General features: G+C 34.1%; 15 protein-coding genes and 1 tRNA gene. 3 read left to right on the plus strand and 13 right to left on the minus strand.

Going from position 1 to position 15,125, the window contains the following annotated elements:
- Positions 1-157: 157 nt before the first annotated feature.
- The 3 genes from ABEG11_RS14135 to ABEG11_RS14145 form a co-directional block, all read right to left on the minus strand.
- On the minus strand, positions 158-727 hold the full coding sequence (locus tag ABEG11_RS14135) for a Crp/Fnr family transcriptional regulator (protein ID WP_348824820.1): 570 nt from the start codon (positions 725-727) through the stop codon (positions 158-160).
- Positions 728-816: 89 nt separating this feature from the next.
- Positions 817-1,077, minus strand: a complete 261-nt coding sequence (locus ABEG11_RS14140; RefSeq protein WP_348824821.1) for a hypothetical protein — start codon at positions 1,075-1,077, stop codon at positions 817-819.
- A gap of 70 nt (positions 1,078-1,147) precedes the next feature.
- Positions 1,148-1,222 (minus strand) — tRNA-Val (locus tag ABEG11_RS14145).
- A gap of 209 nt (positions 1,223-1,431) precedes the next feature.
- Here ABEG11_RS14145 and ABEG11_RS14150 point away from each other — a divergent pair.
- Positions 1,432-3,219, plus strand: coding sequence for an ABC transporter ATP-binding protein (locus tag ABEG11_RS14150; protein ID WP_348824822.1), 1,788 nt, complete (start codon positions 1,432-1,434; stop codon positions 3,217-3,219).
- A 125-nt stretch (positions 3,220-3,344) separates the two neighbouring features.
- Here ABEG11_RS14150 and ABEG11_RS14155 read toward each other — a convergent pair whose 3' ends face one another.
- The 9 genes from ABEG11_RS14155 to ABEG11_RS14195 form a co-directional block, all read right to left on the minus strand.
- On the minus strand, positions 3,345-3,773 hold the full coding sequence (locus tag ABEG11_RS14155) for a hypothetical protein (protein WP_348824823.1): 429 nt from the start codon (positions 3,771-3,773) through the stop codon (positions 3,345-3,347).
- 143 nt (positions 3,774-3,916) lie between these two features.
- Positions 3,917-4,789, minus strand: coding sequence for a succinate--CoA ligase subunit alpha (gene sucD / locus ABEG11_RS14160; protein ID WP_348824824.1), 873 nt, complete (start codon positions 4,787-4,789; stop codon positions 3,917-3,919).
- Positions 4,790-4,878: 89 nt separating this feature from the next.
- Positions 4,879-5,178 (minus strand): nuclear transport factor 2 family protein, encoded by a 300-nt coding sequence (locus ABEG11_RS14165; RefSeq protein ID WP_348824825.1) that lies wholly within the window; start codon positions 5,176-5,178, stop codon positions 4,879-4,881.
- Between the two features lie 65 nt (positions 5,179-5,243).
- Positions 5,244-6,173, minus strand: coding sequence for a UDP-3-O-(3-hydroxymyristoyl)glucosamine N-acyltransferase (locus tag ABEG11_RS14170; RefSeq protein ID WP_348824826.1), 930 nt, complete (start codon positions 6,171-6,173; stop codon positions 5,244-5,246).
- Positions 6,174-6,248: 75 nt separating this feature from the next.
- The gene (efp, locus tag ABEG11_RS14175; protein ID WP_348824827.1) at positions 6,249-6,815 is read right to left on the minus strand and encodes an elongation factor P; all 567 of its coding nucleotides are present in this window, start codon (positions 6,813-6,815) and stop codon (positions 6,249-6,251) included.
- 166 nt (positions 6,816-6,981) lie between these two features.
- Entirely contained in the window at positions 6,982-7,767 is a 786-nt protein-coding gene (lpxA, locus tag ABEG11_RS14180) for an acyl-ACP--UDP-N-acetylglucosamine O-acyltransferase (RefSeq protein WP_348824828.1), read from the minus strand.
- Positions 7,768-7,835: 68 nt separating this feature from the next.
- The gene (locus ABEG11_RS14185) at positions 7,836-9,224 is read right to left on the minus strand and encodes a bifunctional UDP-3-O-[3-hydroxymyristoyl] N-acetylglucosamine deacetylase/3-hydroxyacyl-ACP dehydratase (protein WP_348824829.1); all 1,389 of its coding nucleotides are present in this window, start codon (positions 9,222-9,224) and stop codon (positions 7,836-7,838) included.
- Positions 9,217-10,260, minus strand: a complete 1,044-nt coding sequence (gene lpxD / locus ABEG11_RS14190; RefSeq protein ID WP_348824830.1) for a UDP-3-O-(3-hydroxymyristoyl)glucosamine N-acyltransferase — start codon at positions 10,258-10,260, stop codon at positions 9,217-9,219. Before lpxD ends, ABEG11_RS14185 begins: the two co-directional genes overlap by 8 nt.
- A 131-nt stretch (positions 10,261-10,391) precedes the next feature.
- Positions 10,392-11,621 carry an HD domain-containing protein gene (locus ABEG11_RS14195; RefSeq protein ID WP_348824831.1) on the minus strand — a complete coding sequence of 410 codons (1,230 nt, stop codon included), beginning with the start codon at positions 11,619-11,621 and terminating at the stop codon, positions 10,392-10,394.
- Positions 11,622-11,878: 257 nt separating this feature from the next.
- Here ABEG11_RS14195 and ABEG11_RS14200 point away from each other — a divergent pair, with 257 nt between their 5' ends.
- Positions 11,879-13,333: an FAD-dependent oxidoreductase gene (locus ABEG11_RS14200; protein ID WP_348824832.1), complete on the plus strand. Its 1,455-nt coding sequence runs from the start codon at positions 11,879-11,881 to the stop codon at positions 13,331-13,333.
- A 14-nt stretch (positions 13,334-13,347) separates the two neighbouring features.
- Here the strand turns inward: ABEG11_RS14200 and ABEG11_RS14205 are convergent, their stop codons facing one another.
- Complete coding sequence (locus ABEG11_RS14205) at positions 13,348-14,376, minus strand: hypothetical protein (RefSeq protein ID WP_348824834.1); 1,029 nt, start codon at positions 14,374-14,376, stop codon at positions 13,348-13,350.
- Positions 14,377-14,574: 198 nt separating this feature from the next.
- Here ABEG11_RS14205 and ABEG11_RS14210 point away from each other — a divergent pair, with 198 nt between their 5' ends.
- The gene (locus tag ABEG11_RS14210; RefSeq protein WP_348824835.1) at positions 14,575-15,090 is read left to right on the plus strand and encodes an RNA polymerase sigma factor; all 516 of its coding nucleotides are present in this window, start codon (positions 14,575-14,577) and stop codon (positions 15,088-15,090) included.
- The last annotated feature ends 35 nt before the right edge of the window (positions 15,091-15,125 follow it).

Here is a 15,125-nt window from a genome sequence, read left to right on the forward strand (position 1 = left end):
GAGTCATATATAATTCTTAGACTACAAATTTCTGATTTTATTTTGACATTCCTCCCCAGGTTTTGTTCTTGATCCCATTTTTTTATCTTTTTAAATTATTGATTACAAAGTTGCATTGATAAAAAATAAAAACATTTGCCAAATGGCAAAAAGCGATTTATCGGATATTTTTTCTGATTCGGCTTAAGGATGATTGCGTAATTCCCAAATAGGATGCCAAGTAAGAAAGTGGAATACGGTTTATTACTTTTGGGAACATCTCCATAAAAGACAAATAGCGAGTAGTTGCATCTTCTGAAACTAAAGGGCTTCTTCGGGCAACTTTTTGTATCAATGCTTTTGATATAATTTTATGCACGATGGTATCCCAGCCAATTATGGTGTCCAAGAGTTCCTGCCAGTCTGATTTTGAAAAGACAATAAGTTTGCAATCGGTTACTGCCTGTACGTAACAAGAAGAACAAATGCTGTTGTCAAAACTAACCAAATCTACAACGAGATTGTTCTCTTCAATGAAGTATTTGGTAATCTCCTCGCCCTTATTATCATAATAGCAGACTCTCATTATTCCGTCAATAATAAAACCTACCTCCATAGAGATTTTACCCGCCTCCGAAAAATACCCGTCTTTACGAATTTCTCTTTTTGTTGCCTTGCTTTGAATTAAATCCAGCTGTTGCTGATTTAAATTACCAAACTGCAGTATGTATTCTACTAATTGTTTCATTGTGGAAAGTTAATAATAACTTTTTACAGAAGATTTGCCATATGGCAAAAAAATCTTTTAAATATTCTTCCTGATTTCAGCTTGTCTGTTTAGGATTCGTTCTCTGTTGAATCACTTATTGCTTCAATTTGGTCAAGAATATTGGTTTGATTAGGCGAGATATGGTTTTTAGATTCTGGAGCGCTTTCTTTTTTAAATAATAATGACAAAGCATTGTGAAGTTTTAACAAAACATCTTTATCTTCTTTGTCAATATCTACAGCAGTATTGAAATCAAAAATATAGTTATTTGAATTTCGAACTTCTATTTTTATCGTTTTGGGCGTTATTTTGAATTTTACGATATCCATTATTAAGGAAGACTATTTGTTTTTGTAAAATAACAAAAAAAACTCCTCAATTTCTTGAGAAGTTTTTTTGTGGGCGATGAGGGGTTCGAACCCCCGACCCCCTCGGTGTAAACGAGGTGCTCTGAACCAGCTGAGCTAATCGCCCTATTTTTAATTGCTATCATTTCGTGATTGCGAGTGCAAATATACAACTAGAACTCGTAATTGCAAGCAAAAAATCAAAAAAATAAATAAAAAATTCATCTTTGTTTTTTAATTGCTCATAAACAGTGTTTTATTTCAAAATGAAACCTATTATTATTTTTGGTTATCATCCTCATATAACCTTACATTTGTATAATAAAAACAAATATAATGGCACGATTCAAAGAAAATGATTTACCCAAATCAAAAATTACAGCTAATTCACTGCAAAAAGCAATCTTGATTTTTAAATATGCCGATAATCACAAATGGAAATTTTATTTAGGATTGCTATTTCTTCTTTTAACTAGTGTCACTGCCCTAGCCTTTCCTAAATTTATGGGAATGCTTGTGGATTGTGTAAACAAAAAAGATGCTCACTTGGCCAATCAAATTGCCTTGGGCTTGGGACTGGTGCTATTGCTACAATCATTATTTTCTTTTTTTAGGCTTTCATTATTTGTCAATTTTACCGAAAACACTTTGGCAAATGTTCGATTGGCACTGTATACCAATTTGGTAAAATTACCTATGTCGTTCTTCTCTCAAAAACGTGTTGGAGAATTGAATAGCCGGATCAGCAATGATATTACCCAAATTCAAGATACGCTGACTTCAACAATTGCGGAGTTTTTAAGACAATTTATTTTAATCATCGGCAGTTTTATAATGCTGGCAAGTATCAACATCAAACTAACTATTATGATGGTTTCGGTAGTGCCATTGGTAGGAGTAATTGCTGTTGTTTTTGGAAGATTTATTCGAAAATATTCCAAAAAAGTACAAGATCAGGTTGCCGAAAGTCAGGTAGTCGTTGAAGAAACAATGCAGGGAATCAGTATTGTCAAGGCTTTCGCCAATGAATGGTATGAAATAGCCCGTTACAGGGAAAAAATCAAGGAGGTAGTAAAAATTGGTATCAAGGGAGGGCAATTTAGAGGATATTTTGCTTCTTTTATCATTATCTGTTTGTTTGGTACCATAGTAGGAGTTGTTTGGTACGGTGTTCAATTAAGTATTGCCGGAGAAATTACGGTGGGCGAATTATTTACGTTCATTTTATACTCGAGTTATGTAGGAGCTTCGTCAGGCGGTATTGCAGAATTGTATGCGCAAATGCAAAAGGCAATTGGTGCAACCGAAAGAGTTTTTGAATTGCTGGATGAAGTTCCGGAAAAAATCAATTCAGAGGTGCATATTCCTTCAATAGAAAAAATAAAAGGGGAAGTTACCTTTAATAACGTTGCTTTTAGTTATCCTTCCAGAAAGGAGGTTAAGGTTTTGAAAGATATTAATTTCACAGCCAATTTTGGTCAAAAAATAGCGCTGGTTGGTCCAAGCGGTATGGGAAAATCCACGATTGCCTCCCTATTATTACGCTTTTATGATATTGATGGCGGTGAAATTTTAATTGACGGAAAAAATATTTATGATTATGATTTAGAAAACCTTCGTGGTAATATGAGTATTGTTCCGCAAGACGTGATTCTGTTTGGAGGCACCATAAAAGAAAACATTGCTTACGGAAAACCAAATGCTACCGAAGAAGAAATCATAAATGCTTCAAAACAAGCAAATGCTTATACCTTTATTGAAAGTTTTCCTGAAAAATTTGACACCATTGTCGGCGAAAGAGGAATTAAGCTTTCTGGCGGTCAAAGACAGCGAATCGCCATTGCACGTGCCTTGTTAAAAAATCCTTCAATATTAATCTTGGACGAAGCGACTTCTTCATTGGATAGTGAAAGCGAAAAACTGGTTCAGGAAGCATTGGAAATTTTAATGGAAGGAAGAACCAGTATCATTATTGCTCATCGTCTTTCCACCATTCGTAGTGCCGATCAGATTTTGGTACTTGATAACGGAAAAATAAGTGAACAGGGAACGCATCAGGAATTAATTAATCTTGAAAACGGCTTATATAAAAATTTGAGCAATCTGCAGTTCAGTAATTCATAAGTGTATTTAAAAAAAAAAACATTTGTTTTGAACAAATGGTTTTTTGAAATAGGCGTTATTTAGAAATGGAAATAAAAAAAATGCTTTACAGGAATGTAAAGCATTTTTTACTTAAGTTAGAATGTTTAAAAAGCAATGTTCCATCTTGGCAACTTGCCGTTTTCATCTAAAAAGTTTTGCAAAACCTGTCCTTCTATGCTAGTAGGAATTGATTTTACAGCATCATTAAAAGTTTCAAACCAATAAACTTCTAACGTTTCAATATTTTCTTTTTTCATTTGAGCAGGCCAGGAATATTTTCTTCCAGTTTTAGCAAATTGATGACCGTTAACAATTTTATCATAAAGACCACCATTTTTGCTTTTCAAAGTTCCATCATTTTGAACGGTTCCTGTAGAACCAGCCATAATTAACTCTTTTGCGCCAGCTTCAATAGCATATACAATAAAAACACCGCTCGCATTGTCTGGAGCGTTGCAAACTGATTCTAAATTATCCTCTTGTGCAAAAGTAAAATTCCCTTTTACTGTAAACTTTTCTAATTCTTTGTACATATATTATTTTTGTAGCCTCTAAGTTTCAGAGAAACTGAGCTGCTAAGTTTTTTAGATTAAACTCTGCTATTTTTAAAAATGTAAAAAAGTCTCAACAGATATTGAGACTTTTTTTGGATTTTATTATTTTCAATATTTGGAAATTATCCAAGTACTTCTTTTACTTTTTTACCTATCTCAGCTGGAGAATCAACAACGTGGATTCCGTTGTCCTTCATGATTTGTTTTTTAGCAGCAGCTGTATCATCAGAACCGCCAACAATAGCACCTGCATGCCCCATAGTACGTCCAGCAGGAGCAGTTTCACCAGCGATAAAACCAATAACTGGTTTGCGGTTACCGTCTGCTTTGATCCATTTAGCAGCATCAGCCTCTAATTGACCTCCAATTTCACCAATCATGATGATAATTTCAGTTTCTGGATCGTTCATTAATAATTCGACAGCTTCTTTTGTAGTCGTTCCAATGATTGGGTCTCCACCAATACCGATAGCAGTAGTAATTCCTAAACCTTGCTTTACAACCTGATCCGCAGCTTCGTAAGTTAAAGTTCCTGATTTAGAAACGATTCCTACAGTTCCTTTTTTGAAAACAAAACCTGGCATAATCCCAACCTTTGCTTCACCTGGAGTAATGACACCTGGACAGTTTGGACCAATTAGTCTTGCATTTCTTTGTTTAACATAGCTGTTTGCTTTAATCATATCAGCAACTGGAATTCCTTCAGTAATTGCAATAATTACTTTTATTCCTGCATCTGCAGCTTCCATAATAGCATCTGCAGCAAATGCTGGCGGTACAAAAATAATTGTAGTATCAGCTCCAGCTTGAACAACTGCATCTTTTACCGTATTGAAAACAGGAAGATTCAAATGTGTTGTACCACCTTTTCCAGGAGTAACGCCACCAACAACATTTGTACCGTATTCAATCATTTGAGTTGCGTGAAATGTTCCTTCACTTCCAGTAAATCCTTGAACAATTATTTTTGAATCTTTATTAACTAAAACACTCATGATATAATTTTTATGTAGTTTTTAAAATTGTTAGGCAAAAGTAATCCTTTTGTAATTATATTATACTTTTTTTTTAAAAATAAAAAAAGTTACAAAACTTGACTCATCTGATAGCCTCTGTATAATTTATTATCTTTTATTTCCCATATAATCATTATATGAGCCAATAGCATTTCTTCTCTTGGGTTTTCAATTGTTTTTACATAATGTGAAAATCGTACAGAAACTACGTTTTCTTCTTCAATAATATGGCTGATTCTTGCTTTTGTACGCACATATGCCCTGCTTATTTCATTCGTCAGATTCAGTATGGCTTTGTAATCCATTTGAATAAATCCTTTGCTGCTGTTCCAATCCAAGATACATTCAGGATGTAAATATTCTTTCATTATCTCGGTGTTAATGAAGGCATCAGATTTATAAAATTTTTTTACAATTTCTTTAGCAGACATAATTATTTTAATTTATTTAAAATTTCAGGTATCTTTTTAATATTTGCTAATTGTTTTAATTTTTCTCTTGATTCTTCAATTGGAGTACCAAAATAAGTTTTTCCTCCGTCAACTGATTTTGTGACACCCGTTTGCCCCATGATAACAGCATTGGCTCCAATAGTTATACCGCTGGTAGTACCCACCTGTCCCCAGATTGTCACTTCATCTTCTATAATTACACAGCCAGCAATTCCAGTTTGAGAAGCTATTAAGCATTTCTTTCCAATAATAGTATCATGTCCTACATGCACCTGATTATCTATTTTTGTTCCTTCCCCAATAGTTGTATCTCCAGTAACTCCTTTGTCAATAGTGCATAGAGCACCAATTCCAACATTGTCTTTTATGACAACTCTTCCGCCTGATAATAACTGATCGTAGCCTTCGGGTCTTTTTTTATAATAAAAAGCATCTGCTCCAAGGACAGATCCTGAATGAATAATTACGTTATTACCTATAATGGTATGATCATAAATAGCAACATTGGCATGTATCTGGCAATTATCTCCAATAACTACATTGTTACCAATAAATGCATTTGGCTGGATAACAGTTCCCTTTCCGACTTTTGCGCTAGCAGCGACAGAATTGCTAGCCTGCTGAAAAGGCTTAAAATGCCTCGTCAAAACATTAAAATCTCTAAACGGATCATCAGAAATCAATAATGCTTTCCCTTCTGGACATTCCACTTTTTTGTTTATTAAAATAATTGTTGCAGCAGAATTTAATGCTTTGTCATAATATTTTGGATGATCTACAAAAACAATGTCACCAGATTCTACGACATGGATTTCGTTCATGCCATAAACTGGGAATGAACTGTCTCCAACAAATTCACATTCAAGCAAATTTGCAATATGCTGCAGAGAATAAACTTTTGGGAATTTCATATTTTAATCAGAAATGGTATTAAATAAAAAAATGTGCTAATGCGATATTAACACACTTTTAAATTATCAGATTATTTACTCTTTTACTCGTTCCATATAAGAACCAGTAGCAGTATCGATTTTTATTTTGTCACCTTCATTGATAAACAATGGAACGTTTACAGTTGCTCCAGTTTCAACAGTTGCTGGTTTTGTAGCATTGGTAGCTGTGTTTCCTTTAACCCCTGGTTCAGCATAAGTCACTTCCAGAATAACAGATGGCGCCATATCTACAGATAATGGTAAATCCGTTTCAGTATTAATCTGGATCATTACATTTTCCCCTTCTTTTAATAAATCTGGAGAATCTAAAACATTTCTGTTTAATGTAATCTGCTCAAATGTTTCAGCATTCATAAAATGGAAATCATCGCCCTCTGGGTATAAAAATTGAAAAGTATGTGTTTCTACACGTACAGTATCTATTTTGTGCCCAGCAGAAAAAGTATTATCCAGCACTTTTCCATTTGTCAAAGATTTTAATTTTGTTCTTACAAATGCAGGCCCTTTTCCTGGTTTTACATGAAGAAATTCAATAATTTTATAAATATCGTGATTATGCTTTATGCAAAGCCCGTTTTTAATATCTGATGTAGATGCCATTTTGTATAGTTTAAATGTTTAAATGCTTGAATGTTTAATCGGTTCAAAAATCTGATCTTGATTCTATCTTCCGAATAAAATTATATTATTATACTTTTTTGTTGAATCGCTGCGTTGTTTTTTCAATTTAACGATTTAACAAATAAACGATTGATCTGTTTTTTTTTTAATAATTTCCTGTATATCCTTTCATAACACCACGAGATGAGTTTCGAATAAAATCCAATATTTCATCACGCTCTGTTGTTGCTTCCATTTCGGCCTCGATAATACCGATTGCTTGTGTTGTATTGTAATTTTTTTGATAAAGAATTCGATAAATATCCTGTATTTCCCTGATTTTTTCAGTTGTAAAACCTCTTCTTCTTAGGCCTATAGAATTGATTCCTACATAAGACAATGGTTCTTTAGCAGCTTTGGTATAAGGAGGAACATCTTTTCTTAATAAAGATCCTCCTGAAATCATTGCATGATCGCCAACGCTTATAAATTGATGGACAGCAGATAAACCACCAATAACTGCATAATTTCCTATAGTTACATGGCCTCCCAGCAAAACACCATTCACAATTATTGCATTATCACCTACATGACAATCGTGTGCAATATGGGCTGCAGCCATAATGAGGCAGTTATTACCAATTGTGGTCTGCCCAGAAGCTATGGTTCCTCTATTGATGGTGACACATTCTCTAATTGTACAATTGTCCCCAATTATGGCTAGAGAATCTTCTCCGCCAAATTTTAAATCCTGCGGTACTGCTGCTATAACTGCTCCTGGAAAAATGTTGCAATTTTTGCCAATTCTAGCACCTTCCATTATAGTTACATTAGAACCTATCCACGTTCCATCACCGATAATAACATTGTTATGTATGGTTGTAAAAGGTTCAATTACAACGTTTTTGGCTATTTTTGCACCTGGATGAACGTATGCTAACGGTTGATTCATATATTTTGTTTAATCGTTTAACTGTTAAATCGATTAATCGGATAAAGGATTAATCAAATCAACAAAAATTATTGTTTTCTGGCAATCTGTGCCATTAGTTCAGCTTGAGCAACTAAGCGCCCATTTGCATACGCATTTGCCTGCATATGACAGATACCTCTTCGTATTGGAGTTATCAGATCACATTTAAAAATCAGTGTATCTCCCGGCAATACTTTCTGCTTGAATTTTACATTATCAATTTTCATAAAGAAAGTAAGATAATTCTCTGGATCTGGAACAGTGCTCAAAACCAGTATTCCACCGGTTTGAGCCATTGCTTCAACTATCAAAACTCCAGGCATTACAGGCGCATTAGGAAAATGGCCAACAAAGAAACTCTCATTCATTGTCACATTTTTCATTCCTACTACATGACTATCAGACATCTCAATGATTCTGTCAATCAGCAAAAATGGAGGTCTATGTGGCAGCATCGCCATAATTTTATGGATATCCATTAAAGGTTCCTGGTTCAAATCATACGTAGGAACATAATTTCTTTGTTCGTTTTTGATGATTTTTGACATTTTTTTTGCAAACTGAGTATTCACGAAATGTCCAGGTTTATTAGCGATGATTTTTCCTTGGATTTTTGTTCCGATTAAAGCTAAATCACCAATTACATCTAGCAATTTGTGTCTTGCGGCTTCATTTGGATAATGCAAAGTGAGATTGTCTAAAATTCCATTTGGTTTTACAGAAATTTCGTCTTTGCCAAATGCTTTCTTCAGGCTTTCCATTGTAGATTCTGAAATATCTTTATCTACATATACTATGGCGTTATTTAAATCACCGCCTTTTATCAATCCATTTTCTAATAAAGCTTCTAGTTCATGCAGAAAGCTGAATGTTCTTGCATTAGAAATTTCATTTTTAAAATCATCAATTGTTTTTAAGGTGGCATTTTGTGTGCCTAATATTTTTGTGCCAAAATCGACCATAGTCGTTATACTGTAATGATCACTTGGCATTACCATGATTTCACTTCCAGAGGCTTCATCTGTAAAAGAAATAACTTCTTTTACTACATATATATTACGGTTTAATTCTTGTTCTTCGATACCAGCTTCTTCAATGGCTTCCATAAAATATTTAGAAGAACCATCCATAATAGGAAGCTCAGAAGCGTCCAATTCGATAATTATATTATCCAAATCAGAACCCATCAAGGCTGCCAAAACATGTTCAGGTGTTTGAATTTTTACACCCAATTTTTCTAAATTAGTACCACGTTGTGTATTAACTACATAATTAGCATCAGCTTCAATAACAGGATGTCCTTCAAGATCTACGCGAACAAATGTAAATCCATTATTTACTGGAGCAGGTTTAAAAGTCATTTTTACTTCTTTTCCAGTATGCAGTCCAACCCCTGTTAACGAAATTTCTTTTTTGATGGTCTTCTGTTTAACCATTGTTTCCATTTTTTTGGTTTAATATTTGTTTTTTTAACTCTTCTATTTCTTTTACCAGTTTTGGTAAATTCTTAAAATGAACATACGATTTGCTAAAATCAGAATATCCAAATGTTGGACTTCCCTGTAGAACAGTGTTGTCTTTTATATTGCTTGCAACTCCAGACTGAGCCTGAATGCGAACATTATTACCTATTGTTAAATGACCAACAATCCCTACCTGACCGCCTATCATGCAGTTCACTCCTACTTTTGTAGAACCTGCAATTCCAGTTTGTGCAGCAATGACTGTATTGTTTCCAATTTCAACATTATGAGCAATCTGGACTTGGTTGTCTATTTTTACACCAGCTCTGATAACTGTAGAGCCTAATGTTGCCCTGTCAATAGTGGAATTGGCTCCAATATCCACATTATCTTCAATAATTACATTGCCAATCTGAGGAATTTTATCATAAGTCCCGTCTTCGTTTGGAGCGTAGCCAAAACCATCTGCGCCTATAATTGCTCCAGAATGAATGGTGCAGTTATTACCAATTACGGATTCGGAATAAATTTTTGCACCAGCAAAAATAATTACGTTGTCTCCAATAGTTACATTGTCTCCTATGAAACTGCCAGGATATATTTTTACATTATTTCCTAATTTCACATTGTCACTTATATAACTGAAACGGCCTAAATATAGATTTTCGCCATAAACAGCACTTTCAGAAATAAAAGAAGGTGTTTCAATGCCGTTTTTATTTAATTTTACCTGATTATAAAATTCAAGCAGTTTAGAAAATGCTTTATAAGCATCAGAAACTTTTATGAGAGTTGTGCTTACTGGAGTTTCAGGAACAAAAGAATCATTAACAATCGTAATTGAAGCTTTTGTGGTATAAATAAAGTTTGTGTATTTTGGATTGGATAAAAAAGTAAGTGAACCCTCAGTACCCTCTTCAATTTTAGATAAGCGGGATACTTCGATATTGGGATCACCAACAATCTCTCCTTCTAATATTCCTGCTATTTGTTCAGCTGTAAATTTCATCTTATTGGATTGTATTTTTAAAAAGTATAAGATAGAACACACTAAATGCGCGTTCTCACAATATATTTTAAAAATAGATTGGCTTGATTCATGGCGACAAAAATATAAAAAATAGGTTTTAAATGTTAATTTTAAAGCAGATGTTTTGGAAAACAAATATAATACTTAGTAACCAAACGCGATAACGACTTCAAATTCAACTGGTCAGAGGCTTCTACGACATCTTCAATAGTTGCATCTTTATTCAATATTCGTATTGGTTCGGCTACTTTGCTATAAGCCTGGCTTTTTATTTTTCCTTTGAATATAAAATAACTTGATTCAGCCAAAGATATTTTATTTTGGGCAGAAAAACGCTCTTTTTGTATTTGTAATTCTTCTAATGAAACTTTTTCATCAGTCAGTTTTATTTTTAATAAGTCCCTGTTTATTATCATTTTACTTAACGAAGAAAGGATAAAATCATCATTTCTTTCCCAAGCTTTCAACGCACTGATAATATCAAAATCATCAAGCTTTGAGAATAATTTTACTGTTTTTTCATCAAATGTTTCTAAGGTTATTTTATTTTGCATAAAAAACAGCAAAGGTTCACTGCAAGGTAATGTAATTCCTTTGTCAGTCAGTTCTTTAGCACGTTTCAAAACTTTAGTAAGAATCAATTCGGCTACTAAACTCGTTTTATGCAGATATACTTGCCAATACATTAATCGTCTTGACATTAAAAATTTTTCTACCGAATAAATCCCTTTTTCTTCAATTACCAATACATCATCTACCACATTCATCATCTGGATTAATCTCTCAGAATTGATATTCCCTTCCGAAACTCCAGAGTAAAAACTATCTCTTTTTAAGTAATCCATGCGATCCATATCAAGCTGGCTCGAAATCAGCTGCAGCATAAATTTTCGATGGTATTCACCTTTAAAAACCTGAATAGCGAGACTCAGCTTACCATTAAATTCGACATTGAGCTGATTCATTAATAATAAAGATATTTCCTCGTGATGAACATCTTCGACAATACTGCTTTCCATGGCGTGAGAAAATGGTCCATGTCCTATATCATGCAATAAGATAGCTATATATAAAGCATTTTCTTCCCCGGGACTGATATTTACTTCTTTAAAACGGAGAACATCAACTGCTTTCTGCATTAAATGCATACATCCCAGCGCATGATGAAAACGAGTGTGATTTGCTCCTGGATATACGAGATAGGATAATCCCATCTGCGAAATACGCCTTAGCCGCTGAAAATAGGGATGCTGTACTAAATCGTAGATTAAAGGATTGGGTATTGTAATAAATCCATAAATTGGATCATTGAATATTTTTAATTTGTTTATTTGAGACACAATCAGGTACTTTTTTTAATAAAAACAAATATAGTTAAAAAGTATATAGTAATGAAAGCTTTTGAGGCTTGCTGATACTGGCCAAAATGCAAACTTCATGCCATAAAATCTTTCGAGTTTAAATAATCATCTTAATGCGATTATGACGCAAAATACTCCAGCAGTCTTTGTTGTGCTGATCTTTTATTTTAAATTTGCCAAAATATGATAAAAAACAGATCATAAAATAATCAAGATCCATAATTAAGGAAGAAAGAGTGGAAAATAAAGAAGCAAGCTGGACTATTTGTCTAGAATGTAAAGGACGAGGCAAAAAAAGCCAAAGGCTCAGCAAGAAAGTGAGACTCCACTATCAAATGCAATTGGAACAATTTGAAAAAGAAGGTAAAGGAACGGCTCCAGTTCGTCCAAAAGCCCACTTAAATGTATGTCTGAAGTGTTCTGGAACTGGTTTGCTATCCTCTTCTAGCTTCCCCATTGCCGACAATGAAAATTACCCGAATGTTGCCATTATTGGTGGAGGTATCGGCGGAGTTGCTTTAGCAGTGGCTTGTCTGCACCGCGGTATTCCATTTACACTTTATGAACGCGATGATAACTTTAATGCGCGATCACAAGGATACGGACTCACTTTACAACAGGCCAGCAAAGCTATAGAAGGACTGGGCATTTTATCGCTGGAAGATGGAGTTGTTTCTACAAAGCATCTGGTTCATACCACCGAAGGAAAAGTTATAGGAGAATGGGGAATCAGGAAATGGCTGGAGCCCGAAGCAAAAAAGTACTCAAAACGTACCAATATACATATCTCACGCCAGTCACTGCGTTTAGCCTTATTGAAACAATTAGGCGGATATAATGCAGTTCAATGGGGACATCAGTTAGTAGGGCTTAAAGAAAGTACCGATGGAGGCGTCAATTTAACCTTTCAAGTAAACGGAAAAATAAAGAACCTCAAAGCAGACCTTGCAGTTGGAACTGATGGAATTCGAAGCTCGGTACGCAGATTACTGATTGGTGAGGATGTTACACCTTTACGTTATCTGGGTTGTATTGTTATATTGGGTATCTGTCCTTTGATTGCTCTTAAAGATACTGAAAGCCCTTTGCTGGACTCTGCTACTGTATTTCAAACTGCCAATGGAAATGAGCGTATATATATAATGCCTTATACATCCGACTCGGTGATGTGGCAGCTGAGTTTTCCAATACTTGAAAATGAGGCTAAAGAACTGAGTGCCAAGGGAGCCAAAGCGCTCAAAGAAGAAGCCTGCCGGCGAACACAATGGCATGATCCCATTCCACAAATATTAACAGCTACCTTAGAGTCTCATGTTTCTGGCTATCCGGTGTATGATAGAAAATTGCTTGATTCTGGATTGTTAAAAAAAAATGGTTCTGTAACTCTGATTGGCGATGCTGCACACCCAATGAGTCCTTTCAAAGGACAGGGAGCAAATCAAGCACTGCTGGATGCACTCTCACTGGCAAGAGGAATAACAAGAGGATGCAGGCCATTATCACATTGGCGACAGGCTGGAATCAGGGAAAGCGTATTAACTGAATTTGAAACTGAAATGTTAGAGCGAAGCGCTGTCAAAGTGAAAGACTCTGCAGAAGCTGCTGAATTCCTGCATTCTGAGATTGCCCTTTATGAAGGTGACGAGCCAAGAGGCCGATGCCTCAAAAGAAAAGATATCCAGAAGGACTAACCACACGAATGAAATTAATATTTGTTTTTTTCAAAATAAAGGTAGTTAGTACTATTATTTACATCGCGCAATCTTACTTGCGAATTATTAAATTCATACAATTCCCAGCTGCTATTTAATTTGCCCAATAATTCGGTACCAAAAGTTATAGTAAACTTGGTTACATTATTAACAGTTTTAGTTTCCCATTGACCTGTTGTATAAACGCCATCCTTTGAAGCAATTACTGAAAAGTCATTTTTAAAAACAAAATAATAACCACTATATGATGAAGTTTTATCCGAGCCAGAAAAAAAATAAGGTATCTTCCAGGAGCCTTTTGTAATGGATTCTGTAAAATCAAGCGGTACCATGTTATTTTCTGGACAATAATCAATAGCATATTTGATAGCATTTTCGAAATCTAAATTATTTGCAATTGATTTTGTTTGATTATTATAATCAATTATAGAAATTGGGTATTTCAATGAAATATACTGGCTTGCGTTTAAATTTTTTATAAAATTAAAAAAAGCCTGATCACTTATAATCGAGACAGAACTTGCAATCTGATTTTCGCTATTATAAATGTTGATAGTTATAGGATAACTGATGTTCAGTCCATTGATTTTAGTTAAAAGATCAGGATAAAGATTCCAGTAATCAATCAGGGAATCAAAATCAGCTTCATCTGGAATATTTTTTTCAATATAATTATAGTAAACCATCGTAACTGGAAAATCTATTTGTACATCATCAGCATCATAGGGATCACTATTAATATTGTCTATTATTTTTTGATAATCAGCAGTGCTGTTAATATCAATTTTTACATTATTGACCGTTACACTATATGGAAGTTTTATCGTGCAGTAGCTCGATTTGTCAATTAAATTATCCTGCACCGTTTTTACCATCGATACACGCTGAAGATAGGAAGCAAGAGGAGAATTCCCTGTAATTGTTCCTTGTGTATCATAATTTTGCTCATCCGTCTCACTTTGACAAGACAGCATGAGCAGTATTGCTGCGGTTAATGATAAATATTTTTTTATAGGGAACATATTTATATTTTTACAAATGTAATAAAAATTAAAGAAATTGTTTTTTTATGATTTCAATTAAAGGATTTTATTTTTTATTAAATCTCTGATTATCCGATTAAAAAACATTTTGCCTGCTACAATAAAACAATCAGCCTTACCTTTACCCTACTTAAAAGAAAAACAAATACTTTTGCTACCTGCTAACCGAAAATTTTAATGTCAGATAAAACTACACCAGATACTTGCGACGAAATAATTTTTTCGTCTTTTTTTAAAAGCCATATAAAAGCACTTCGAAATTTTCTTTTTTACAAATTTGGCAATAAGAACCAGGCAGAAGATTTAGCTCAGGAAGCCTTTGTAAAACTTTGGCAAAATTGTGCTTCGGTGCCTATCGAGAAAGCAAAGTCGTATATTTATACTATTACAAATAATAGCAGCCTCAACGAAATTGCTCATCAAAAAGTGGTTTTGAGGTATGAAAAAAACTTTACAGGACTGGATAAAACAAATGAAAATCCGGAATATCTTCTAGAAGAAAAACAATTTCAGGCCAAACTGCTCAAAGCGATTGAAAATTTAAACGAAAAACAGCGGATTGCCTTTTTGATGCATCGGATTGATGGCAAAAAATACAGTGAGATTGCTGCAGACTTAAACATTAGTGTCAAGGCGGTAGAAAAACGCATTCATCTGGCTTTGTTAAGCCTGCGCAAAGAAATTGATTTATAAAGTAGGGTAAATTTAGTTCCAATTGTTTAATATAT

The sequence above is a fragment of the Flavobacterium aestuarii genome, assembly GCF_040049115.1.
Taxonomy (GTDB): Bacteria; Bacteroidota; Bacteroidia; order Flavobacteriales; family Flavobacteriaceae; genus Flavobacterium; species Flavobacterium aestuarii.